Source organism: Chitinophaga sp. ARDCPP14, from assembly GCF_051362515.1.
In the GTDB taxonomy this organism is placed as follows: domain Bacteria; phylum Bacteroidota; class Bacteroidia; order Chitinophagales; family Chitinophagaceae; genus Chitinophaga.
This window is the reverse complement of sequence record NZ_JBKIXB010000005.1, coordinates 543,421-567,133: the sequence shown is the minus strand read 5'-3', so window position 1 is coordinate 567,133 and position 23,713 is coordinate 543,421. Positions and strand designations below refer to the sequence as shown.

The 23,713-nt window shown below is 48.0% G+C and carries 19 protein-coding genes; 13 read left to right on the top strand and 6 right to left on the bottom strand.

The features are described from left to right. Positions 1 to 224: 224 nt before the first annotated feature. Complete coding sequence (locus ACLHR0_RS17165) at positions 225 to 917, bottom strand: response regulator transcription factor (RefSeq protein WP_370907473.1); 693 nt, start codon at positions 915 to 917, stop codon at positions 225 to 227. A 4-nt stretch (positions 918 to 921) separates the two neighbouring features. Beyond that, positions 922 to 2,352, bottom strand: coding sequence for a sensor histidine kinase (locus ACLHR0_RS17160; RefSeq protein ID WP_436488179.1), 1,431 nt, complete (start codon positions 2,350 to 2,352; stop codon positions 922 to 924). 199 nt (positions 2,353 to 2,551) lie between these two features. Between ACLHR0_RS17160 and ACLHR0_RS17155 the strand changes: the two genes are divergently transcribed. Then, positions 2,552 to 3,469, top strand: coding sequence for a hypothetical protein (locus tag ACLHR0_RS17155; RefSeq protein WP_436488177.1), 918 nt, complete (start codon positions 2,552 to 2,554; stop codon positions 3,467 to 3,469). 32 nt (positions 3,470 to 3,501) lie between these two features. Here the strand turns inward: ACLHR0_RS17155 and ACLHR0_RS17150 are convergent, their stop codons facing one another. Next, positions 3,502 to 3,969 (bottom strand): hypothetical protein, encoded by a 468-nt coding sequence (locus ACLHR0_RS17150; protein ID WP_429049642.1) that lies wholly within the window; start codon positions 3,967 to 3,969, stop codon positions 3,502 to 3,504. Between the two features lie 274 nt (positions 3,970 to 4,243). Here ACLHR0_RS17150 and ACLHR0_RS17145 point away from each other — a divergent pair, with 274 nt between their 5' ends. From ACLHR0_RS17145 to ACLHR0_RS17125, 5 genes are all read left to right on the top strand, one after another. Then, positions 4,244 to 4,876: a TetR/AcrR family transcriptional regulator gene (locus ACLHR0_RS17145; protein WP_429049639.1), complete on the top strand. Its 633-nt coding sequence runs from the start codon at positions 4,244 to 4,246 to the stop codon at positions 4,874 to 4,876. Then, positions 4,866 to 6,227: a TolC family protein gene (locus ACLHR0_RS17140; protein ID WP_370907468.1), complete on the top strand. Its 1,362-nt coding sequence runs from the start codon at positions 4,866 to 4,868 to the stop codon at positions 6,225 to 6,227. The genes ACLHR0_RS17145 and ACLHR0_RS17140 overlap by 11 nt, the downstream gene beginning before the upstream one ends. 70 nt (positions 6,228 to 6,297) lie before the next feature. After that, on the top strand, positions 6,298 to 7,386 hold the full coding sequence (locus tag ACLHR0_RS17135) for an HlyD family secretion protein (RefSeq protein ID WP_370907467.1): 1,089 nt from the start codon (positions 6,298 to 6,300) through the stop codon (positions 7,384 to 7,386). 174 nt (positions 7,387 to 7,560) lie between these two features. After that, complete coding sequence (locus ACLHR0_RS17130) at positions 7,561 to 9,138, top strand: DHA2 family efflux MFS transporter permease subunit (protein WP_370907466.1); 1,578 nt, start codon at positions 7,561 to 7,563, stop codon at positions 9,136 to 9,138. A 137-nt stretch (positions 9,139 to 9,275) separates the two neighbouring features. Beyond that, complete coding sequence (locus tag ACLHR0_RS17125) at positions 9,276 to 9,848, top strand: hypothetical protein (protein ID WP_370907465.1); 573 nt, start codon at positions 9,276 to 9,278, stop codon at positions 9,846 to 9,848. A 5-nt stretch (positions 9,849 to 9,853) separates the two neighbouring features. On the opposite strand, the gene ACLHR0_RS17120 is transcribed toward ACLHR0_RS17125, so the two are convergent. Continuing rightward, on the bottom strand, positions 9,854 to 10,315 hold the full coding sequence (locus ACLHR0_RS17120) for a DUF962 domain-containing protein (protein WP_370907464.1): 462 nt from the start codon (positions 10,313 to 10,315) through the stop codon (positions 9,854 to 9,856). 159 nt (positions 10,316 to 10,474) lie between these two features. On the opposite strand from ACLHR0_RS17120, the gene ACLHR0_RS17115 reads away from it, so the two are divergent. After that, entirely contained in the window at positions 10,475 to 11,362 is an 888-nt protein-coding gene (locus ACLHR0_RS17115) for an NAD(P)-dependent oxidoreductase (protein WP_436488172.1), read from the top strand. On the opposite strand, the gene ACLHR0_RS17110 is transcribed toward ACLHR0_RS17115, so the two are convergent. Both ACLHR0_RS17110 and ACLHR0_RS17105 read right to left on the bottom strand, forming a co-directional pair. Beyond that, entirely contained in the window at positions 11,359 to 11,763 is a 405-nt protein-coding gene (locus ACLHR0_RS17110) for a winged helix-turn-helix transcriptional regulator (RefSeq protein ID WP_370907461.1), read from the bottom strand. The two genes, ACLHR0_RS17115 and ACLHR0_RS17110, sit on opposite strands and share 4 nt — an antisense overlap. 167 nt (positions 11,764 to 11,930) lie before the next feature. Then, positions 11,931 to 13,841 (bottom strand): SPFH domain-containing protein, encoded by a 1,911-nt coding sequence (locus ACLHR0_RS17105; protein WP_436488170.1) that lies wholly within the window; start codon positions 13,839 to 13,841, stop codon positions 11,931 to 11,933. Between the two features lie 516 nt (positions 13,842 to 14,357). Between ACLHR0_RS17105 and ACLHR0_RS17100 the strand changes: the two genes are divergently transcribed. The 6 genes from ACLHR0_RS17100 (at position 14,358) to ACLHR0_RS17075 (ending at position 23,701) form a co-directional block, all read left to right on the top strand. After that, positions 14,358 to 15,236, top strand: coding sequence for an ROK family protein (locus ACLHR0_RS17100; RefSeq protein WP_436488168.1), 879 nt, complete (start codon positions 14,358 to 14,360; stop codon positions 15,234 to 15,236). Positions 15,237 to 15,436: 200 nt separating this feature from the next. Further along, positions 15,437 to 16,054, top strand: coding sequence for an RNA polymerase sigma factor (locus ACLHR0_RS17095; protein ID WP_429049620.1), 618 nt, complete (start codon positions 15,437 to 15,439; stop codon positions 16,052 to 16,054). Positions 16,055 to 16,125: 71 nt separating this feature from the next. Next, entirely contained in the window at positions 16,126 to 17,247 is a 1,122-nt protein-coding gene (locus ACLHR0_RS17090; protein WP_436488166.1) for a FecR family protein, read from the top strand. A gap of 120 nt (positions 17,248 to 17,367) precedes the next feature. Further along, positions 17,368 to 20,640: a TonB-dependent receptor gene (locus ACLHR0_RS17085; RefSeq protein WP_436488165.1), complete on the top strand. Its 3,273-nt coding sequence runs from the start codon at positions 17,368 to 17,370 to the stop codon at positions 20,638 to 20,640. 18 nt (positions 20,641 to 20,658) lie between these two features. Beyond that, the gene (locus ACLHR0_RS17080; RefSeq protein ID WP_429049611.1) at positions 20,659 to 22,257 is read left to right on the top strand and encodes a RagB/SusD family nutrient uptake outer membrane protein; all 1,599 of its coding nucleotides are present in this window, start codon (positions 20,659 to 20,661) and stop codon (positions 22,255 to 22,257) included. A 166-nt stretch (positions 22,258 to 22,423) separates the two neighbouring features. Further along, entirely contained in the window at positions 22,424 to 23,701 is a 1,278-nt protein-coding gene (locus ACLHR0_RS17075) for a Gfo/Idh/MocA family oxidoreductase (protein ID WP_370907454.1), read from the top strand. Positions 23,702 to 23,713 lie beyond the last annotated feature (12 nt).

Below are 23,713 nucleotides of genomic sequence, written 5' to 3'. Positions count from 1 at the left end.
TGAGAAAGACAAAATTCGCTGCACCCGCTGAACTTTTTTCCGTTATCCCTGTTAACTATGTATCACTATGAAAAACACCTATAGCGGCAATGCCCACCTGTATATGTTTTTCCCTTGCACGATATTACTGAAATGATGAAGATACGGTTGATAAACAGGCACAACATCTTGTAAGAGATGTGCAGGGGCGGGCCCTTAAGCGATGTAGCGCCCGCCCTTTTTTATTAAGTAAGACTGAACATGAACCCAATCCCATAAATATTCCGGATACTGATATTTTCATTCCCCTGGAAGTATTTGCGGAAGCGGGATACAAACACATCTAAACTTCTTCCTACAAAATAATCATTTGCTCCCCATACCTCGTGCAGGATATCTTCGCGGCGGATTACCTTATTGCTGTTGTGATAGAAGTGCAGCAGCAGGTCGCTTTCCAGCGGGGTGAGAATAGTTTCCTTGCCATTACCAATGAGCTTCAGGGAGTCTTTATGAAAGCGCATGCCCCCAAGTTCAATGGCATTGCTGGTGGCGATGCTGTTTACGATCTGGTTTCTTTTCAGGATATTTTTTATGCGGAGCACCAGTTCATCCACATCAAATGGTTTTACAATGTAATCGTCTGCTCCGATCTTCAGGCCGTACAGGCGGTCCTTCTTTTCACCACGCGCGGTGAGGAAGAGGAACGGAACGCTGGGTTGTATTTTCACCAGTTCCTGCGCCAGTTCGAACCCGTCCATTTCGGGAAGGTTGATGTCTATCAGAATAATATGCCAGGCAGTAGGAGTAGCGGTAAACGCCTCCAACGCCGATCGCCCGCTTTGTTGCCAGTCGACGGTAAAGTCCATCAGCTCCAGGTATTGCTTTACAACGTTACCGAGGTCCGTTTCATCTTCTACCAGCAGAATGTGATGTTTCATAGCGTTATATTTTTGAAGGTATGTTAATTACGAAAGTACTGCCAGTACCGGGTTCACTGCTCACCTTAATCGTCCAGCCATGCGCATCCACGCATTGTTTTACATAATAAAGGCCCAGCCCCAGGCCTTTGGTGGGCCTGGACAGGTTAGGCTGATGCCGGTAGAATTTTTCGAAGATATGGCGGAGGGTAGCAGCGTTCATGCCGATACCATTGTCTTGTATGATCAGTGCGATGGATTCTTTTTCCTGCAGCGTGGTAATGGTAATGACCTTCTCTGCCTGGTCGTTGTACTTCACGGCATTATCCAGGATATTTTGCAGCAGGGTGGTAAAATGAAAGGTGTCTGCTTCAATCACTACCGGTTGGCCGCTGTTGTGAAAATGGAAGCGGACAGGCTGTTTCATGGTATTAAGACTATACACTGCCAGTATCCCGCTGATCAGTTCATTGAGGTCGGTGGTGGTGGTTTTGAGCGCCAGTTTCTCCGTGGCGGCAATATTGATCACTTTTTCTACCAGTAGTTTCAGGCGTTCTGCCTGGCGGTGGATGATTTCGGACAGCGCGGTAACGCTTTGTTTGTTATCCAGCGTTTTTTCATTCTGGATATTTTTATTGGCAACGATGATAGCGGTGATGGGCGTGTTAAACTCGTGCGTAATGTTATTGATGAAATCGGATTTCATATCTGACAGATGCTTTTGCCGGATCCATTTGAAGAGTGTGATGGCAAACAATGTGATCACCGCCAGCAGGGTAAGCAGGCCGGGGAGGATGGTATATTTCATTTGCCGGAGCACCAGGGTGCGGCGGTTATAGGGATCTGCGTAAAATGAGAACGACAGGGAATAAGAATAGGGCAGGGGCGAATTGGCCACCAGCGAAGATGCCGCGCTGTTCTCATTGAGCTTCGGCAGGTTGCCGCAAATAAAGAGTCCCATTTCCTTTTGCCTGTCGGCCGGGATGAGCGGGTACTTTTTAAAGCGGTTGTATACGTTTACATACTGGCTGTCTTTGAACTTGATATCCAGCCGGTGAATGCATAAAGCAAACAGGAGGGAATCTTTGATCCCGTCGTTGGCCTTGATGGCTTTCAGCATGCTGTCGGTGTTCTCATGCTTTACCAGTTCCCGGATGATGCGGTTCACGAGGTGTTGTGCGGCGGTGTCGAAGCCGTGGCGGTTGGTGTTATACAGTTGTTCCAGGTAAGGGTACTGCGGCACAATGATACTGTCCAGCAGCGGCTGTCCTCCCGGGAACAGCTTATCATTGGCGATGGCCAGGTTATAGGCTTCGCCGATCCTTCCTTTTTCCACGTAGTTAAAACGGCTGTCCAGCAACTGATAGGTATTATATATCAGGAAAAACTGTACAATAGCCAACGCGATAATACAGATAACAGCTGTCAGGATATACAGCTTGATAGAATGCCTCATGCTTCGCTTTATTACTTTTGGTTGACTTTTCCTGTTCTTCACTTGATAACGACGTCCGCTCCCGATGCTTTTAAGTTTTGTTTACAATCCGTTAGGGATTTTTTAAAATTGATTCGATTCCTGTTGGCTATTTTCACCATTAAGATACTACTTTTTTGATATCAGAAAATCGATTTAGCATTTTTTATAAAATCCCTGTATGAAGAGATATTTATGTAATGTATTATTAGCTGGTTGCAGTCTTTTTACCCTTGCCACTTTTGCTGCAAAAAATGCAGGATGGATGGCGCCCGTGGTGAAGGATACTACCGCTATGCCGCCGCTTACCTGGAAAGAGCATTGGTTTGAGCATGCGCAGGTGATGCGCCGGGTATTCAGCAACTCGTCGGTGACGGTGTATTACGACAAAGAAACGCCTGAAAGCATTACCTGGCCGGACACGTTGTTAACGAAGGTATGGAACTACACTACTAAAACTTATGGCGCCTTTGGTAAGGATAACCGCCTGTTTGTGCTGTTGCATACCGGCAAATATGGCGGCGGGCACCCGTCTACCTATTTCGATGGTAGTCACGACTACCGCAACGTGATTGATGTGGGGCATGAAGGTGATTGGGTGAGTAATACCGGCTGGAACCTGGATGCCGCTGTGCATGAGGTGGGGCATATTGTGGAGGGCGCCGCCAAAGGAGTGCATGGGTCGCCTGCCTTCCCGATATGGAAAGACAGCAAGTGGATGGAGATCTATCAATATGATGTATACCGCGCATTGGGCTGGGATGCGGAAGCGCAGCGATGGTTTGATACGCAGATGAAGAATACAGATAATTTTCCACGGCCGGGTACACAATGGTTTAAAAACTGGTTTTACCCGGTTTACCATCAGTATGGCGGCGCCAAAGTATTAAACAATTTCTTTACCATACTGGCCGCCAATTTTCCCCGTAACGGTAATGGCTATACGCGCGATATGAACTGGGGAGAGTTCATACATTTCTGGAGCGGCGCTGCAGGTGTAAACCTGAAACCGCAGGCCACCATTGCTTTCGGCTGGCCCGCCAGTTGGGAGGAAGAGTTCCTGCAGGCGCAAAAGGAATTTCCCGGCGTAAAATATTAAAATCAAAAGCGGAGGGAAATTTCCCTCCGCTTTCAGCGTGTATAATACTTGCGCGCCATGAAGGAAAGTGGTAATCCGATCATGACCATCAATATGAGAATATTAATAACGGAGTTGACTAAACGCAGTGGTCCATGCGGTACCTGGCTTAACGGCAATACCACCAGGTTCATCACGCACCACACCAGTAACCCGTAAACGAGCCCTGTTGCCACCGGGTGCTTACGCAGTCCCGGTATCTTCGGATAAATGAGGAAAAAAACAAACGACCAGGCGAGCGCAATAAGATAGTGAAACAGTAATCCCCACCACATCATGGCCGGCTCCCCGCTAAAGGCCGCTTTACCAAATACACCGCTGCTGATGTATACCAGTATCCTGGTGACCGGCTGACCGTGGGTAACAATAAAAAAATGTACAAACGCAGAAAGAATGTCCAGGGTACCGGCAATAAGGCCGGCCAGTAAAACAGTTCCCGGAAAAGAGGAAACAGGACGCATGTGATTTGTTTTTATATGGTAAAACAGGATAGTGTGACTACATCTCTTAAATTAAAAAATTTTACTATAAAAACCTCACCATTGATAAGATTTTCACCGCTTTTATTAATAGATTATTAATAAATATTAAAAACAGCTTAAAATTTCAAGTGATTTTATTGATAATCATGCATATATAGTTGTAAATAATCAAAATTTAAACAAAGAGTTAAATAAACGCTTGTTTAAATTAAACGTTTGTTTAACTTTGTGAAGTCAAATTTAAAAAAGGAACATGGAAGAGTATAGTGAAAAACAGCTCTCAATTTTAACGGTTGCGGAGCGGCTATTTGCCGATCAGGGCTTTCATGGCACATCGGTAAGGGATATAGCCCAGGAGGCAGATGTGAATATCGCCATGATCTCCTATTATTTCGGTTCAAAGGACAAATTGCTGGAATCTATTTTCAAATATAGAATGGAGACTTCCCGGAAGTTCATCAATGAATTGTTGGAGAACGATACGATGGAGCCACTGGAGAAGATAAACAGTCTGATTGACCGGTTCGTCAACAAAATGCTCGGGGAGCAATACTTCCAGTGCATTATGAGCCGTGAACAGTTGAACAGCCAGCAAAGCCCGATCAGGGATCTTATCTGGCAACTGAAAGGAGAAATGCTCGGTCTGATGCGCCCCATCGTTACAAATGCCCAGGAAGCAGGCATCTTTTATAAAGATGTAGACGTGGAAATGCTGATGACTTCTTTATTCGGGACTATTCATCAGGTAATACCTGCCAAACATATATTGAGAACAAACCCTGAGGCGAAGGATTTGAATGACGATGAATACAGGGAGTATTTGAAAAACAGAGTAGGTACACATTTAAAAAAATTGTTCAAAGCAATCCTAACACATGAATTCTAAAAGCATATACACACGATTATATGCGCTTGCATCGGGAATACTGCTGACTTTTTTCTTTCAGACAGCATCCGCACAACAGAGCGTAAAACCGCTTTCGTTAAATGAAGCCATATCGCTGAGTATACAAAACAGCAAACAATTAAAGGTGAGTCACGCTAAAGTAGATCAGGCTACTGCCTCACTGAAAGAAGCCCATGAACGCCAGTTACCGGACGTAAGTGTTTCCGGTTCTTATTTGAGGCTTGCACAGCCTAACATCGACATGAAACTTAAGCTGGGAGATGATAGTAATGGTGGCGCCAAAAGTGAAAGCCCCAAAGTGAATTCGGCAGCTTATGGTATCGCCAGTGTATCCCTTCCCATCTTTTCCGGTGGATTGATACAAAGCGGTAAAGAATCTGCCCGTTACCTGGCAGAAGCTGCACGGCTGGATGTGGACAAAGACCGTGAAGATGTAATTCAGAATACCATTGCCGCCTACAGCAATCTTTATAAGGCAAAAGCCGCAGTAGCACTGGTACAGGAAAACATCCGGCAGTCGGATGAAAGAGTGAAGGAGTTTTCCAACAAGGAAAAGAATGGTCTCCTTGCCCGTAACGATCTTTTAAAAGCGGAGCTACAGCAATCCAATTACCAGCTGGCACTGATGGACGCTGAAAACAACCTGAAAATTGCGAATCTGAATATGGATATCATGCTGGGCCTTCCGGATAACACCGTGATCCAGGTAGACAGCACCGTATTTAAAGTAGATGATAAAGTAGATGGCCGCGGAGTGGCAGAGTTTGAACAACTGGCTTACCAGAACCGTAAAGATGCAGCTTCTCTCAGCGCACGTGAAAAAGCCGCCAATGCAGGAATCAAAGGAGCGAAAGCAGATTATTTCCCGTCACTCGCAGTAACCGGCGGATATGTGGCAGCTTACATTCCTAATGTAATCACCATTACCAATGCGGTAAATGCAGGCGTAGGACTGAAATACAATCTTTCTTCCCTCTGGAAAACAGGATCAAAAGTAAGTAATGCAAAGGCGCAACTGGCAGAAGTGCAGGCCAATGAGGCGAAGCTCGTGGATGGTATTCACCTGGACGTATATCAATCTTACGAAAACTACCTCCTGAGCCACAAGAAGATGGATACTTATATCAAAGCGATAGAACAGTCGGAAGAAAATTACCGGATTACGAAGAACAAGCATGATAACAACCTGGCTACCACAACAGACCTGCTCGATGCCGACGTTGCAAATCTGCAGGCGCATCTCAACTATGCGTACGCGAAGGCAGATGCACTTGTAGCATATAACAAACTGTTACAGTCTGCAGGTATACTGGAATCCAACAATAAATAATACCAACAAACCAATAAATATCAAAGCCGTGGAAACGCAAACTCAAACAAAACCTACTAACAATATAAACATGCAGGAAACAACCGCCCCTAAAAAGAAAAGCAAAGGGTTCGTCATAGTGCTGGCAGTGCTGGTGCTGGGTGGCGGCGCATTCGGTATCACCAAGTATGTTCATGGTCAGCATCATGAAGAAACTGATAACGCGCAGATCGATGCCAATGTGAGCCCGGTTATACCCCGTGTATCCGGTTATGTGAAAGAAGTAAGGGTGAAAGATAACCAGGTAGTGAAGAAAGGAGATACGTTAGTGATCCTGGACGACCGCGACCTGGCCATTAAAGTACAGCAGGCTGAAAACGCCCTCTATGCCGCACAGGCTAACCTGGGCGCCGCACAGGCTACCACCGCCGCTGCTGAAGCCGGTATCAGTACCGCACAGGCGCAGGTAGGAACCATTGATGCACAGATCGAAGCAGCAAAAGTAAACCTCTGGAGAGCCAGCCAGGATTACGACCGCTACGCCAACCTGATCAAAGATCATTCGATCACCCAACAGGAATTTGAACAGGCCTCTGCTGCCAAGCAAACTGCTGAACGTCAGCTCGATGTACTGGCCAGGCAAAAAGCCGCCGCCAGCCGCCAGACAAACGTGGTTAGCTCCCAGAGCGGCGCTACCTCCAAGCAGATCAACGTAGCCAATGCAGGTATCAAACAACGTGAAACAGATGTGGAAGATGCAAAGCTGAACCTGTCTTATTCCGTAATCCTCGCTCCGGAAGATGGCGTATTATCAAAAATCTTCGTACAACCTGGACAGTTTGTTACGGCGGGCCAGTCTTTATTCAGCGTGGTACTGAGCACTACTCCATGGGTAGTGGCCAACTTCAAGGAAACACAGCTGGATAAAATGAAACTGGGTCAGAAAGTGACCGTGCATATCGATGCTTATCCTGAAAAAGGACTGGAAGCAAAAGTAACTTCCTTTTCTCCGGCAACCGGCTCTAAATTCGCCCTGCTGCCTGCGGATAATGCCTCTGGTAACTTCGTAAAAGTAGTGCAGCGCTTACCGGTAAAAATCGAGTTCGATAACCCTAACGATGAACTGGTAAAACAGTTGCGCCCGGGTATGAACGTGCTGGTAGACGTGCATCTCAACTAATCATATACATGAATAGCAACGTATCCGGAGTTAATAATTAGTGGGAACCATGCAATAATTAACAGGCAGGCGTAATCGATTAGCTCTAACAACAGATCCTCAACAGAAAGGTCATGTTCGTCATTAATTATTAACTCCGGGTAGGGTTGTTCTCATTCAAAATATAATTGCTGCATGCAACAAGAATCATTGATAGAATACGGCTCACGCAGGGTGATCATTACGATCACCGCTATATTCTGCGCTTTGCTGGAGATAGTGGATACCACTATCGTAAATGTGGCGTTGAATGACATGCGTGGTAACATGGGCGCTACGCTCAGTGAAATCGGATGGGTCATCACTGCATACGCTATCGGTAACGTAATCATAGTACCGATGACCAGCTGGTTATCACAGCAATTTGGTCGTCGTAACTACTTCGCGGCGTCTATTATTATATTCACCGTTTCCTCTTTCCTCTGCGGTAACGCAACTGCCATGTGGGAGCTGATCATATTCCGCTTCATACAGGGTTTGGGTGGAGGTGCTTTGCTGGTAACTTCTCAAACGATTATCACAGAAAGTTATCCGCCTGAAAAACGCGGTATCGCCCAGGCCATTTACGGGTTGGGTGTAATCATCGGCCCAACATTAGGCCCTCCGTTAGGCGGTTTTATTACCGATAACTATTCCTGGCCTTATATCTTTTACATCAACATTCCTATCGGTGTAATCGCTACCCTGCTTACTTTGCAGTTTGTGCGCAGCCCGAAGTACGGAGCGAAAAGAGCGATGTCGGAGATAGATTTCCTCGGTATAGGGCTCCTGGCGGTGATGGTAGGAAGTTTGCAGTTTGTGCTGGAACGTGGGCAGGAAGACGACTGGTTCAATGACTCCACTATTACGGCCCTCACCGTTACAAGTGCATTGGCCCTGTTCTTCTTTGTATGGCGTGAGCTTACCTATAAGAACCCTATCGTGGAGCTGAGGGTGCTCAAAAACGGGAACCTCCGGGCAGGTACCATTCTCTCTTTCATCATGGGCTTTGGATTATATGGATCTACCTTTATTATCCCGCTGTACACACAGGGTTCGCTGGGATGGACCGCTACCCAGTCGGGTATGCTGATGATTCCCGCAGCATTGACTACCGCAGTAATGATGCCGCTGATAGGTAAAATGCTGGAGAAAGGTATTCCACAACAATACATGGTGGCAAGTGGTATGTTCCTCTTCTTTGTTTTCTGTTTCTGGGGATATAAAATTATCACACCGGCAGATACCGGCTCAGATGCCTTCTTCTGGATGCTGATCGTTCGCGGTATAGGTATGGGATTACTCTTTATTCCTATCACCACGTTGTCACTGTCTGGTTTGAAAGGGCAGCAGATTGGCCAGGGAGCAGCTTTTACTGGTATGATGCGTCAGCTGGGAGGTTCATTTGGGGTGGCTTTGATCACTACCTTTATGGCCCGCCAGAATATGCTGCACCGGAGCGACCTGGTATCAAAACTGGATACCAACAACCCTGATGTGATTAACCGGGTAAACGGCTTACAGCAAAGTTTTGGCGCGAAGGGAATGGACCCGCACCAGGCACTGAATACAGGTTATAAATTACTTGATTTTAGTGTTACGAAACAGGCCGCCATATTATCTTATATGGATGTGTTCCTGTACCTGGGCCTGATATTCCTCATTTGCGTACCGTTTGTACTCATGGTAAAAGCTAAGAAAGCTGCGAAACTCGATCCGTCTGCTATGCACTAACGGAAACAGTTTTTCAAGATAAAATATTGTTGCAATAACAGTGTAACAGTTGTAGGTTTAGGTAAATAAGCCCCGATTTTAATCGGGGCTTTTGTTTTTTCAGGGGCAATGAATTAAATTCATAGAAATACCCCGCTATGGAAACATTCGGCCATGTAAGAATGGTGATAGGATTTATCCTGAGCCTCAGCATTGCACATCTGCTCAAAGGCACTGCCAAATTCATCCAGCATCCCAACCGGGAAAAGCCTTACTGGATACACCTTTCATGGGTAGCCTACATCTTTGTGATGCTGGTGCATTTCTGGTGGTGGGAAATGCCGTTGCATGCACTGAAGAAATGGACTTTCCCGGAATATATCTTTATCATCTCCTTTATTACCACCTTTTTCCTGCTCTGTGCACTATTGTACCCCGACGATCTGAAAGATTATAAAGGATACCAGGACTACTTTTACTCACGACGAAAGTGGTTCTTTGGGGTGCTGGCGTTTTCGTTTATTGCAGATGTAATAGATACGCTGATAAAAGGACACGATTACTTTCATCATTTCGGGATAGAATACCCGATCCGTAATATCACGCACATTGTCCTCTGCCTGCTGGCCATCAGGATCAGTAACCGGACCTTTCACGGGGCGCTGGTTATTTTATTTATCTTATACGAGATGAGTTATGTATTACGGCTTTATTTGTCGGCTGCCACATGAGGCATTTACAGGCGGATGCCCACTTTTTTATAGATGAAACTCAGCAGCCATGCCGGCCCGATGAGCAGAAATTGCAGGTCCTTGAAGAAAGAAGGTTTTGCGCCTTCTATTTTATGGCCGATAAACTGCCCGATCCAGGCTGCTACAAAAATAAACAGCGCCACCTGCCAGATCACCAGCTGAGTGGCCGCTATAAGGCGCCATAGCCATAAGCAGATCACCCCTATCAGCAACATGCCAGCCGCCAGGGAAGGAGAGAGGCGCAAATAGTAAATGATCAGTAACAGCAATACCACATGCGCTACCGAAATGTAGGAACGTACGCCACCAATGGGCAATGGGATCGCGTATAAAAATCCGACGATACTAAAAAAAATAGCGGGTACACAAATCCAGTGAATCAGTTTGTTGGTATGGTTACGGTGGCTGCTGCCGTACTCGTCCAGCCATTGATGGATTGTTCTCATAGCGGTGGCGGTTTATAAAGTGCAGGTATTAAAATACGTTAAATAAGCGAAAATGAGTACTTCAGAAATTTCTTTACTAACAAAGCAATATCCAAATATGTTCCTATTAATCGTTTTGAATTGATAGATTTGAATCAGGAAGTCATTAACTGAAGTATTATGGAAACCATTGGATTTATCGGCACTGGCCATTTAGGCTATCCCATTGCAGAGAACCTGCTGAAGGCAGGATACACTTTAAGAATTTATAACCGTACGAGGGAGAAGGCGTTGCCGCTGGAGCAGCTGGGCGCTATACTGGTGGGCGGCCCGGAGGAAACCGCCGTTAAAGGAGGAATTGTACTGAGCCTGGTAGCGGACGACAAGGCGCTGGAAGCAATAGCTACCGATGCGCTGGTGCAGGCCCTTGGTGAAGGTGGTATCCATGTGTCTATGAGTACGGTATCACCGGATATTTCCAGGGAGTTGTCGGCGGGTCATGCAAAGCACGGGGTGTTATTTGTAGGGGCGCCGGTATTTGCGCGTCCGGAGGCGGCGACCGCGAAAGCGGGTAATTCGGTAATTTCCGGTCCGGCTAAGGCTAAAGAAAGGATCCGTCCTTTATTGGAGGCAGGATTTGCCCGCAATATTTTTGATCTCGGAGAAGACGCGGGCAGCGCCAATGTGCTGAAGCTGATGGGTAATTTTATGATTGCCGGGGCGTTGGAACTGATGGCAGAAGCTTTTGCGCTGGCGGAGAAAAACGGGGTAGATCCCAGGGAGGCATATGAAATGCTCACGACTACTTTATTTTCGGGTCCCATCTTCAGGAATTATGGAGCCATGATCCTGGACCGTAAATTTACCGGTAATCCTTCTTTCAGTGCGGAATTAGGGTTGAAAGATATGGACCTGGTATTGCAAACGGCGCGGAAATCGCATACGCCGATGCCGCTGGCTAACCTGGTGCAGAACCGGCTCACAACCATCCTGGCGAAGGATATACATGATGCCGACTGGACCGCACTGGCTTCCGGTGCGCTGGAAGACGCCGGACTTACGGTTTAACCTTTATCGGCCATAGCCGCTACGGTCTTTTCTTTGGACGCCTGGCGCGCTATGGCATCTTCCCGGTGCATGTTTCCCCAGTCGGAGATATGCTGCAACATACTTTCCATACTCCATCCCAGCGGGGTGAGTTCGTATTCCACCCGCGGGGGCACTTCCGGGTACACGATCCGCTTAACGAGGTGGTCGTTTTCCAGTTCCCTTAACTGCAACACCAGCACTCTTTCCGAAATGCCGGTGATCGACTTTTTCAGTTCGTTATAGCGTAGTTTACCATCCAGCAATCGCCACAGTATGCTGGGTTTCCAGCGTCCGCCGATCAACGACAGGGTATATGCTGTGCCGCAGTCGCCGCGCAGCTGCTTTCCGTTGATGGCATTAGAGGAATTTTCTTTTCGCATACGTTCAAATTTTCTTTTTCCGGGTATAAACGGGTATAAAGATACGCAATGCGCTGCTATCGTGAAGGATAACGCTATCCTTTTGGTAACCCTGTCCAGGGAAGCTTTATTTAACAACAAGGGAAGGCATCACGGCCCTCCCCTTGTTGTTATGCTTGCGGCAGTGACTATTCTGCCTGTTTACCGGCTTCGTTTTTCTTTGCCACATCTTCCAGCAGTCTGAGTCCGAGCAGTCCGCTGATCGGGCCGTTGGCGCTGTCTCCACCGTTGATGAGTACATCCGGCATGATACGGATCTGCTGCGTGCCGATGGCTTCCATTACTTTCAGTTGGGTAAAGTTGTTGCCACCCATTGCTTCTACCGCCAGTTTATAGGATTCTGCGCTGGACTGACCAATAGCCAGGATCTTTTCTGCTTCTGCCTTACCAGTGAGGGCAATTTTTTCTGCATCCGCTTTTGCAATCCATTCAGTACGTTCCGCTTCTGCTTTTGCCAGCAGGCGTACTTTTTCTGCTTCACCGCCGGCCAGTAATTTCATCCGGTCGCTTTCCGCGTTGGCTTGCAACCGCACACTGTTGGCATCGCCGGTCGCTTTTTTCACGGAGGCGTCTGCATGTCTTTCCGCAATCCAAACACCCTGGTCGGCTTTTACAATTTCCTTCTGCATTTCTGCAATGGCGGTTTCTTTTTCCAGCGTCTGGCGGGTTTCCTGTGCCAGTCGTTCTGTGTCGTAGGTGATTTTCTGTTCTTCCGCAATTTTACGGTCGGTCAGTGTTTTCATCAGTGTTTCCGGTGGCACAATGTCACCAATGAGGGTATCTACCCCGAACACATTATACTGGTCCAGTACCTGGCCGATATGCTCCTTCGCGGAGGTTTGCCGTTCCTTACGACTGGTGAGGAAACTGATCACGTCTGATCCCTGGGCGGAGTTACGGAAGTAGTTACCGATAGTGGGTTCCAGCACCTGTGTGACCAGGTTGCTCATATTACCAAAGCGGGCAATTACTTTGGGGGCTTCGGTAGTAGGGATGTGGATGATCTGTGCTACGTCGAGGTTAAAAGTAAAACCGTCGCGGCTCCTCACGGTGATGGTAGAGAGGTTCTTATCCAGCTGGTGGGCTTCACTTCTGGCGGTGGCCCAGTTCAGCACCAGGTTGGTGGTAGGTACCAATTCTACTTTCATGATATAGGGATTAACAGGATACTTACCGGGTCCCAGTGGTTCTGCCCATACGCCTTTGGTACCTTTGGCCACAATATTACCGTGTTTGAATTCTGCGCCGCTGAGATCCACGCCATCATTACCCACGAAGGAAATGACCACGCCTACATGGCCGATCGCGATTTCCGTCATGCGAACCATTTCCAGTTTGGCAAACCAGGGGTTAATAAAGTAGGAGCCGGCCAGGATCACCTGTTCCTGCAAGCCTTTGTAACCGCCTTTTTCGAGGAAGGCATCCACATCCTGGAAGTTGTTGTGTTTGTCGATGGTTTTACCCGCAATGGAGCCGGTTTCAATGGCTTGTCCTTCGAGGGTAGTCACAATTCCTACCGCATTATCGGGGATGGACAGCATGTCCGTGATTTCCACTTCAAACAGGAAGGTATTGATACGGTACGATCCGGGCGTGATAATAGCAGTTTGCCGGCCTTTGCGGCCACCATTCTGGAGAAAGGCCACTGCGTCCTGGAAGGAGTCGCAGGGAACCTTGCGGGCCAGGATAGCACCTGTTTCCAGTTCTGAACCGTCTTTAGCCAGTACCAGTCCTATTTTACCGGTAGGGATGATGGTAAATGGCTGGAAGGTAACGCTGTACTGCCAGATCCATTTCCAGAAGTATACGCCGGGAGCAAGTGTTTGCGCCTGGAAGCCAGCTTCGCCGTTGGTGGCGAGGATGCGGCCTTCCGGCAGTTCCTGTTTACCGATCAGTACAAATTTTTTAGTAACCAGACCAATACGGTCTTCCGGTACAATGACTACGCCAAAGCATATACGAAGAATTACTTTGTACAATACAAGGCAAAGAATGGGCAGGCCGATAAGCAAAGCCCATCTGAGAAATGTGTTTTCCATTTGCAGGGTTGTTGTTAAGGTATGTATTTGTGTAAGATGAATTTAACGGCATGGCGATACGGCTGACGGACTTGTCAGATCAGGGTTTGGGCCATGCAGGTATGTTTCAGAAAAGTGGGGGCGAAGTGTTGAAGTTCGTAGCGATATAAGATATCAGGATGTTGTTGCCGGAGCAATGATCAGATTCCATTGAAGAATGAATTACGATGTAAAAGTGATGATTATTTTTCATCTGTCAAAATAATTCCGGGCAAACGATAGTTTCTTTAGCACGGATTTTCAGATAAGTTGTTCCGGATCATTTTTGCAAACTGTTTCAGATAATGCCGGGCAGTTTTTTTTGATATCCGTTGAAAATTTGTCCGTTTTTTTTGATTTTTGGAAAAACGCCCTATATTGGGAGGAGTTTAACCATTATTCACTCTGCTAAAACGATTTTTCCAAGCATGTCAACCAAATAGTTTTTTATATTTGTATAGCTTTAACGATTTAGCAAAACATTCTATTATTGAATTTATGACAAATTCCACGGCGTTAGGAATAGATATCGGCGGCTCTCACATTACCGCAGCACTCGTAGATCTTGGCACAAGATCCATCATAGAAAGTTCATGGAACCGTACACGTATTAACTCACAGGGCGAAGTAGCAGATATCATCGATGGCTGGGCGGCTGTTATCAGTGAGGTTTTCGCCCACGCTTCTGCAGATGTACGGCACATCGGCATCGGGATGCCAGGCCCGTTCGACTATGAGCGGGGGATCAGCCTCATGAAAGGGCAACACAAATATGACGCTTTATACAACCTGAATGTAAAGGAATTACTGGCAACGCGCCTCGGAATTTCCCCCCAGCAAATCCGCTTTATCAATGATGCCGGCTGCTTCCTGCAGGGCGAAGTATTCAGCGGCGCCGGCAGGAATCACCAACAGGTAATTGGCCTTACACTGGGTACAGGACTGGGTTCTGCCATTTATCGCGACGGAGCAGCCAACGATGCCAATCGCTGGTGCGCTCCCTTTAAAGAGGGTATGGCGGAAGACTATCTCTCTACGCGCTGGTTTGTAAAACGCTATGAAGAAATAAGCGGCGAAGCAATAGCAGATGTAAAAGCGCTGGTAGCACGTATAGGCGTTGACGATAGGATACCGCAGCTGTTCAATGAGTTTGCGGTAAACCTCGGTACTTTTCTTACCACCTTTATTAAAGAAGAACAACCTGAAATTGTAGTGATCGGCGGAAATATCGCCAATGCGGCAGAACTGTTTCTTCCCCAACTAAAAAAAGAACTGGAAAAACAACAGATCACCATCCCGGTAGTTATAGCTACCCTCGGCGAAGCCGCAGCACTGATCGGCGCAGCCAGCTTATGGCATGCCTTCCAGGAAGCATAAGCACCCCCCGTTCAGCAAAAGCATAAAATAAAAAGAAGCTATTGGCGCAATGACCAAAGCAGGTAAGTTCCCGGAGCATATTCATCTCCGGAAAAAATATCCGCTCCGGTGCCTGTGCCAGTAGCTTTTTGTTTATTGCTTTCAGCTTTCTGCTTTTTCCTTTATATTAGGGGCATCAACCACTTCTAAATATTTACTGTTTGAAAGACCGCCTAATTGCAGCTGATAATATTTTGTGGAACAATGTCATCCTGGGGGATCAACAAGCCTACAGGGAGTTGTATGAAATGTATGCGGATATGCTTTTCCGGTATGGCCTGAGATATATAAAAGATACCAGCACGATAAAAGACTGTATCCAGGAGCTTTTTACCAGTCTTTATCACTACAGGAATAACCTGGCGCATGACGTGAACATCCGGTTTTACCTGCTCCGGTCATTCCGCAGGAAAATCCACCAGGCCGTAAAAAAGAATGCCACTATGCTGCATACTGCCAATCCGGAAGACTATTTCTCGATCTTCTATGAGCCGGATGCAGAACAGCTGCTGATTGCAGCGGAACAGCAGCAGGAATTGCTCCGGCTGCTGGCCCGTGAACTCAACGAATTACCCGCCCGGCAGAAAGAAGTCCTTTTCCTCAAATTCAACTGCAGCTTGTCGTACGAAGAAGTGGCGGGAATCATGAAAATAAGTGTACCAACCTGCCGCACTCTCGCCTACAGAGCGTTCCGGCAACTGCGTGCCAACATGGAAAAGGTACCGGTGCTGCCGTTAATGATCCTCTTAATGTCCTGGATTTCCCGGGAGCATCCCTGAATAAAAAAAAGTTTCGTTCCGGAGTCTATATCCTGTTTGTTTGTTGCTCTATATAGCAAAGATGCCGAAAGATGCCTGATAAGAAACACCTGAAACTGGAAGACCTGCTTGGTAATGACCATGAGCCGCCTGCACAAAGCGATGATCCCGTGCAACAGCAAATGGCAGATGCCGTGCAACGCATGATCACAAACGCCGCCACAGAAACGTGGGACCCGGCCGATAAAGCCCTGCTGTGGCAGGATATCGCCGCGGGATTAGCAGCCAAACCATTTGTGCACAGATACCTGTTCCTCAAAATCGCCGCTGCCGTCTTGCTGTTGTTGTCCGTGGCCACCTGGTTGTTCTGGCCCCAGGCTCCGCACTCACTGGTACAGTTTGCTCAGCAGCAACACCTGGAACGCGCCACCGATACCCGCCTGATCCTTGGGAAGCAACCCGCGATCGTAGTAAAAGGAAAAAACGCATCACTGGTGTATGGGGGTCAAGGCGTAACCATCAACGCGGATAGTACCCTGTCGTCCACAGCTCCATACAATACGCTGTTGGTACCTTACGGCCGCCGCGCCCGCCTCCAGCTGGAAGATGGCACCATCGTGCTGCTGAATGCCGGCTCCCGCCTTGTTTATCCCGCTACCTTTCACCGGAAAAAACGGGAAGTATACCTGGAAGGGGAAGCCTTTTTTGAGGTAGCCCCCAATGCCGGATCGCCATTTTTCGTATATGCTTCACGTATAGAAACAGAAGTGCTCGGCACCTCCTTTAATATCAGCGCTTATCCGGACGACCACCAGCAAAGCCTGGTACTGGCATCGGGAAGTGTGCGCCTCCACCTGCCTTCACAGCGCCGCTTCGGGCAACATTCCCGTCAGCTGCAACCCAACGAAATGGCTACGGTAGGCATGGAGAGCGAAAACCTGCAGGTAAGCACCGTGAACGTAGCTACCTATACCGCCTGGAAAGACGGGCGCCTGCTGTTTTACAGCACACCGCTGAAAGAAATCCTGAAAAAATTAACGCGTTACTATAATATACAGCTGGACCTTGCATCAACACAACCCGGACTGGAAACCTGTTCCGGCGACCTTGACCTGGAAGATCATCTTGAAAACGTACTTGACGTGATATGCGCTACCAACTCGCTGCGCTATGAGCGCCAGGGACAGCGCATCGTACTGAAAGAGAAAGACTAATTACCATACATATCACCAAAAAAAAGCCGGAAGATGGTGGGACATCTTCCGGTTGCACAGCCCCGCCGAAGCGGGGACGGGCTTGTCTTTTTGTTTAACTAAAAAAACTGTAGTGAAGTTATGAAAAAAATCTATGCACAATGGCGGGTACCGCCAGGCAATGTTTTTGCCATTAAACTCCTGAGAACAATGAAACTGACTGTAATTTTACTGTTCATCGCTATCCTTGGGGTTTCTGCTACCGGCAAGTCGCAGGACGAACACCTCAACATCAAACTACACCAGGGAACCTTACCCCAGCTGTTTAACCAGATCCAGTCGCAAAGCCGCTGGCGTATCTTTTATAAAGATGAACTGGTAAACAGGGAACAACCGCTGACGCTTGATCTGCAGGACAAAAAGATCAACGAAGTACTGGACAAAGCCCTGTTAAATACAGGTCTCAGCTACCGCATCATGCGCAACCAGGTAGCCATCATCCCGAAGGAAAAAGGTAAGCCGGAGCAACGCCTGTCCACCATCTCGCTGTTGGAAGACAGTACCTATCTCATACGCGGACGGGTATACGATACGCATGAACCTCCGCAGGCGCTACCGGGAGTAACTATCCGGGTAAAAGACAATAACAGTCTTGGTACCACTACCGACGCTGATGGCTACTTCACCTTCCGCGCTAAAAAAAATGCGGTGCTTGTTTTTACGCAAATGGGGTACCTCGCGCAGGAATATACCATTATCCGGAGCCACAATGCACTGAATATTTCCCTGAAAGAAAACGTAGCTGCCCTCGATGAAGTAGTAGTGGTGGGCCTTTCAGAACAGCAACGGAAACATATTGCCAGCTCCATCAGCTCTGTAAATATTGCACAGCAAACCAATGGCAAGCCCATTACCGCATTATCACAGGCATTGCAGGGAGGCGTTACCGGTTTGCAGGTAACGCAAAGTTCCGGTCTGCCCGGTGGCGATGCTGCTATAATAAAGATCCGTGGCATCAGCACGACGAACGCCTCCAATCCATTGGTAATGGTGGATGGCGTGCCGATGGACATGAACTATATTGATCCCGTTACCGTGGAAAGCGTTACCATCCTGAAGGATGCCGCCGCTGCCGCTGTGTACGGCGCCCGCGCCGCCAACGGTGTTATACTGGTAACTACCAAACGCGGCGTAGCCGGAAGGGTAGCCGTTACCTACGATGGCTATTATGGTGTGCAGTCGCCCTCCTCCATGCCGGCGCTGGTGGAAGCGCCGCAATATATGCGCATGTTTAACGAAGCACAGGTGAACGCCGGCAACGCGCCATTCTATTCGGAAGAAGATATTCAACATACAGCAGCCGGCGACGACCCGGTAAAATATCCTAACACCGACTGGCAGAAGGAAATCCTGAACCGCGCGGCGCCTATTACCAGTCACTCGGTGGGAGTGAGCGGCGGTAACAGCCTCGCACGTTTTGCCTTAACGGCCAACTATCAGAACCAGCAAGGGATGATTCCCCTCAACCACTCCAATAAGTATAATATCCGCGCCAATACCTCCATTACCCTTACCAAAAAGTTCCTGGTATACATGGACATGCTGGCCATCAAACGAAATACTTTTTACCCTAACCGTCCCAATGGGAGTAATGGAAACAGGATATTGGAAGATATTTTCCGGGTACCGCCTACTATTCTTCCCAAATACCCGGCAAAAGATGGCGCACCGGTCATGTATGGCCGCTACGTGGATATTGTAAACCCGGTGGCCTACGCAGAACATGGCGGTCAATCTGCCAATGAGTACGGTCAATCCAGTATTAACCTGCAGCCTAAATGGGAAGTATTGCCTGGCCTGAATCTCCGCGGACAATTCAGCTTCCGGTTGAACAGCGACGTGACCCGCACTTCCCGTGACAATTATTACTTCTTTGATTATTATACCGGTAAACTGGTGCAAACATGGGGTGTGCAGCGGACTGCCGCTATGGATAGGACTACGTACTATTACGCAGGCGTAACGGCCGACTATACCTATGACCTGAAAGATCATCACTTTTATCTGATGGGTGGCTATTCACAGGAAGAGAACAATAGTAAATTCTGGGATATAAATTCCCTGTTATCGTTTTATGGAAAAGTAAATTATTCTTATAAAGATAAATACCTGCTGGAAGGAGCCATTCGTACAGATGGTTCATCACGTTTTGGTCCGGGTCATAAATACGGTACATTTCCTTCCGTAGCGTTGGGCTGGAATGTACATAAGGAGTCCTTTATGGCGCCCGTATCTGTTATTAGCAGCATGAAGCTCCGTGCATCTTACGGCCGGCTGGGTAATGAGAATATAGACCTTTACCAGTACCAGAATATGATCAGCGCCACAGATGGCGTGGAATCAATTTTCGGTAACCCGGATATTACCTGGGAAACAGTGGACATGTTGGATCTGGGACTGGACCTGGCTTTGCTGCAGAGTAAACTGGAGCTTACGTTCGACTTCTACAACAAAACTACCAATGGTATTATTCTCAAGCCACCGGTATCTTATGTAGGCGGTATGGGCACTCCTCCCATCAACGCAGGCAAATTGCGGAACAAAGGAGTGGAGCTGTCGCTGAATTATAATGGTCGTATTGGTAAAGATGTCACCCTCTCTGTACGCCCTGGCGTTTCTTATAATAAAAACACCTTCCTGACGGTATTGGGCGGCCCTTATATCAGTGGCAGGAACATTGACAAGGAAGGATATGCACTGAAGAGTTTATATGGTTATAAAACAAATGGTTTGTTGCAGGCCGCGGATTTTAAACCGGATGGCACGCCGCTGGTACCAGTGATCGCTAATGCAAAACCAGGAGATATCCGCTACCTGGATCAGAACGGGGATAATATCATTGATGGCAACGACCAAACAGTGATCGGTAATCCTACACCGCGCGCCGACTTCTTTGCCAACTTCCGCATCACCTATAAAAAATGGGAACTGGAAATGCTGTTGCAGGGTGTGAGTAAAAGCGATGCGGTGCTGTCAGGTATGCTGGCCTATCCATTGGATATGTCTTTTGACGGAGGTGTTCCTACACAATATTATGCAGACAACTATTGGACGCCTGAGCGTACCAATGCCCGCTTTCCCCGCTTAACCACTACACCGGATATCAATAAGCTGTCGTCCGATTTCTGGATCCAGAACGGCGCCTACATCAGGATGAAATATATCCAGCTGGGTTATAATTTCAGCAGCACTACGTTAAAACGTATAGGCGTTAACGGTGCCAGGGTATACCTGAATGCACAAAATCCGTTTGTATTCACTTCCATGAAACTGGTAGACCCTGAAAGCCAGGGCAACCAATGGACGTATGGCATTATGAAAATGTATACTGCAGGGGTAAGTATTCAACTATAACCATTCAACTTTTTCGCAATGAAAATGAAATTCAACATAACGATGATACTGGGCCTGGTATTACTGTGTTCACCGGGCTGCAAAAAATTTCTCACCCACGATAACCCCTCCGGTGTTACTGACCTGGAGTGGTGGAAAACGGAGAGTCATGCCTATAATGCGCTGGGCTCTATTTATGCCGGGGTGCCGGCAGGTTCCAGCGGCAGGAATGTAATGTTCTGGTCGGGCCTGAGCGACGAAGCCGTTTGCCGCGGCGACTTCAGAGGTAACTACGATATTTACACCCGCGGATTGCAAAACCCTACCTGGGATGTGGCCGAATGGATCTGGCGGGATGATTATATAGATGTACGCCGTGCCTGCCGTTTTCTTGAAAACGTGGATAAATGTTTTATGGACGAGCAGTTGCGCACCCGTATGAAGTATGAAGCCCGTGCATTACGTGCCTTTTATCATATGGAGATCATGCTGTTTTTTGGTGACATTCCCATTGTAACAAAGTCCGTTACCCCGCTGGAAAATCGCCTGAAAAGAGATCCGGCGGAAAAAGTATATGAATTTATCCTGAGCGAGTTAAAAGTGTGTGCGGAGAACTTACCGAAAGAATACGACAGCGATGAAACATGGCGTATTTCCGCAGGGGCTTGTAATGCGCTGATCGTGCGACTGGCATTGTTTTTCCATCACTATGATGTGGCCAGGGATGCGGCGGCCAAGATCATCGGCACCGGGGTTTATAAATTACACCGCAGTGAAAAAGCAGGCGTGAACAGTTATGCGGAATTGTTCAGTTACACCGGTGAATTAAACAAAGAGCGTATTTTTTTCAAGGCCAATGGTTGCGACAACGCCTGGACCACCTTTGCGCCTTATGGCATCGGGGGAGAAACCTACGTGTCGCCCACGGCGCAGGTAGTAGATAACTTTGAAACAAAACAGGGTAAAACCCCGGCGGAGCTGGGCCCTGATTCCATGGCGATATACCGTAAAGATCCCAACTATAAAAATAACCGTGATCCCCGGTTGGCTGTGTCTGTCCTGTATCCCGGTCAGTCGTACCTCGATGCCAATTATATCCTTTCTCCTTTTGATAATGCTACCAACAACACCGATAAAATAGGTGTGCAGAAATCTACTGCCACCGGCTACTGGATCCGGAAATACCTTGATCCGCGCGACCGGCAGGGCAGGAGTGGCTCCCTCGATTTTATGTACATCCGTTACAGTGAGATATTGTTATCCTATGCAGAAGCCGTGATTGAGCTGGGCAACTGGCAGGATCCACTGATCATACAATATCTGAATGATGTTCGTACCCGGGCTGGCATGCCGGTGGTTGACCAGCAGCGCTACAATAGTGCAGCCATGCTGCGGCAGCTGGTGCGCCGGGAACGGCAGGCGGAGCTGGCATTTGAAGGACAGCGGTATTTTGATATCCGGAGATGGGGCATTGTTAAGCAGGTAATGAACGGACAGGTATTTGGCGCTACCAATCCCGAAACAGGTGTGGCCGTCAAGGTGCAGGACCGTTCGTATACCGACCGGGATTACCTGTGGCCAATACCGGAAAAGGAAATGTTATCTAACCCGGAAATGACGCAGAACACCGGGTATTAATTTTTTACCGTTTATCAAATTTTCGTTACTGTACTTGCATATCATCTTGTTAGATTATATCTTACCATTCATACAACCACGATGTGACAATACAGTGAATATATCATCATACAGTGAACTAATACTATCAATCAAAACAAATCCAGGCATTCAATTAAACTGAATTATGGCGAAACAAAACAGCGATTCAAGGCGGGCATTTCTCAAAAATTCCCTGGGAGCGCTTGCTGCATTTACAATTGTGCCCAGGCATGTGCTGGGCCGCGGTTACCTGGCGCCCAGCGACCAGCTGACCAAAGCCGTTATAGGCACCGGTGGCATGGGACGCGGCCACTTTGGTTACGCCGGCACCCGGGTAGTGGCGCTCTGCGATGTAGACCGCAGTCACCTGAAACTGGCAATGGACCAGCTGGGAGATAAAAGTAAAGGCGTAAAAACCTTTAGCGACTACCGCGAAGTGATCACCCTGCCGGAGGTAGATATTGTACACGTGGCTACGCCGCCGCACTGGCATGGTATCATTGCCGCAGACGCTGCACGCGCCGGTAAAGACATCTGGTGTGAAAAACCGATGACAGCCACCATCGGCGAAGGCAAACGCCTCGTGGAAGCAGTACAGCAACATGGAAGGATCTTCCGCCTGAATACCTGGTTCCGCTTTGAAGACCGTTTTTATGGAATGGGCACCACAGTGAAGCCGATTAAAAAACTGGTAGACAGTGGCCTGCTTGGCTGGCCGCTGAAAGTTACCGTGAGCAAGCATACGGGTTTCGACTGGAAATTCTATTGGGTGGGTAAAACCAACCTGGAAGCCATGCCGGTACCGAAAGAACTGGATTATGATATGTGGCTGGGGCCGGCGCCTTACCGGCCGTATAACCCCCACCGGGTGCACCAAACCTTCCGTGGTTACTGGGATTATGATGGAGGTGGTTTGGGAGATATGGGTCAGCATTACCTGGATCCTATCCAGTATTTCCTGGGTAAAGATGACACCAGCCCGGTAAGTGTGGAAGTAGATGCGCCACAACAGCATCCTGATGCAGTGGGCACCTGGAGAAGAATTACCTACACCTATGCAGATGGCTGCCAGATCATCCTCGATGGCGATGGCGCCGATGAAAAGGCCGCTTATATAGAAGGACCCAAAGGAAAACTCTACCCGGGTTTCCGCTCAGATATCCAGGACCTGGAAAAGAAACTGGCTGCATTCCCTGACCCCGCCCCACAGCAAACAGATTTTGTGGATGCTGTAAAGAACCGCCGGAAGTTTGCGCTGAACGAGGAAAATGGTCATCGTTCCGCTACCCTCGTGAACATGGGTAAGATTGCCCTGCGCCTGAACCGCTCGCTGAAATTCGACCCGGTGAAACAGGAATTTATAGAGGATGCAGGCGCCAATGCGCTGATCTATCAGCCAATGCGCGGACCGTGGACTATCTAAACAATCAAGTAA

Bases quoted from the DNA above. Each gene is read 5' to 3' on its own strand.
- ACLHR0_RS17165 (WP_370907473.1), bottom strand. From the start codon at position 917: ATGAAACATCACATTCTGCTGGTAGAAGATGAAACGGACCTCGGTAAC.
- ACLHR0_RS17160 (WP_436488179.1), bottom strand. From the start codon at position 2,352: ATGAGGCATTCTATCAAGCTGTATATCCTGACAGCTGTTATCTGTATT.
- ACLHR0_RS17155 (WP_436488177.1), top strand. From the start codon at position 2,552: ATGAAGAGATATTTATGTAATGTATTATTAGCTGGTTGCAGTCTTTTT.
- ACLHR0_RS17150 (WP_429049642.1), bottom strand. From the start codon at position 3,969: ATGCGTCCTGTTTCCTCTTTTCCGGGAACTGTTTTACTGGCCGGCCTT.
- ACLHR0_RS17145 (WP_429049639.1), top strand. From the start codon at position 4,244: ATGGAAGAGTATAGTGAAAAACAGCTCTCAATTTTAACGGTTGCGGAG.
- ACLHR0_RS17140 (WP_370907468.1), top strand. From the start codon at position 4,866: ATGAATTCTAAAAGCATATACACACGATTATATGCGCTTGCATCGGGA.
- ACLHR0_RS17135 (WP_370907467.1), top strand. From the start codon at position 6,298: ATGCAGGAAACAACCGCCCCTAAAAAGAAAAGCAAAGGGTTCGTCATA.
- ACLHR0_RS17130 (WP_370907466.1), top strand. From the start codon at position 7,561: ATGCAACAAGAATCATTGATAGAATACGGCTCACGCAGGGTGATCATT.
- ACLHR0_RS17125 (WP_370907465.1), top strand. From the start codon at position 9,276: ATGGAAACATTCGGCCATGTAAGAATGGTGATAGGATTTATCCTGAGC.
- ACLHR0_RS17120 (WP_370907464.1), bottom strand. From the start codon at position 10,315: ATGAGAACAATCCATCAATGGCTGGACGAGTACGGCAGCAGCCACCGT.
- ACLHR0_RS17115 (WP_436488172.1), top strand. From the start codon at position 10,475: ATGGAAACCATTGGATTTATCGGCACTGGCCATTTAGGCTATCCCATT.
- ACLHR0_RS17110 (WP_370907461.1), bottom strand. From the start codon at position 11,763: ATGCGAAAAGAAAATTCCTCTAATGCCATCAACGGAAAGCAGCTGCGC.
- ACLHR0_RS17105 (WP_436488170.1), bottom strand. From the start codon at position 13,841: ATGGAAAACACATTTCTCAGATGGGCTTTGCTTATCGGCCTGCCCATT.
- ACLHR0_RS17100 (WP_436488168.1), top strand. From the start codon at position 14,358: ATGACAAATTCCACGGCGTTAGGAATAGATATCGGCGGCTCTCACATT.
- ACLHR0_RS17090 (WP_436488166.1), top strand. From the start codon at position 16,126: ATGCCTGATAAGAAACACCTGAAACTGGAAGACCTGCTTGGTAATGAC.
- ACLHR0_RS17085 (WP_436488165.1), top strand. From the start codon at position 17,368: ATGAAAAAAATCTATGCACAATGGCGGGTACCGCCAGGCAATGTTTTT.
- ACLHR0_RS17080 (WP_429049611.1), top strand. From the start codon at position 20,659: ATGAAAATGAAATTCAACATAACGATGATACTGGGCCTGGTATTACTG.
- ACLHR0_RS17075 (WP_370907454.1), top strand. From the start codon at position 22,424: ATGGCGAAACAAAACAGCGATTCAAGGCGGGCATTTCTCAAAAATTCC.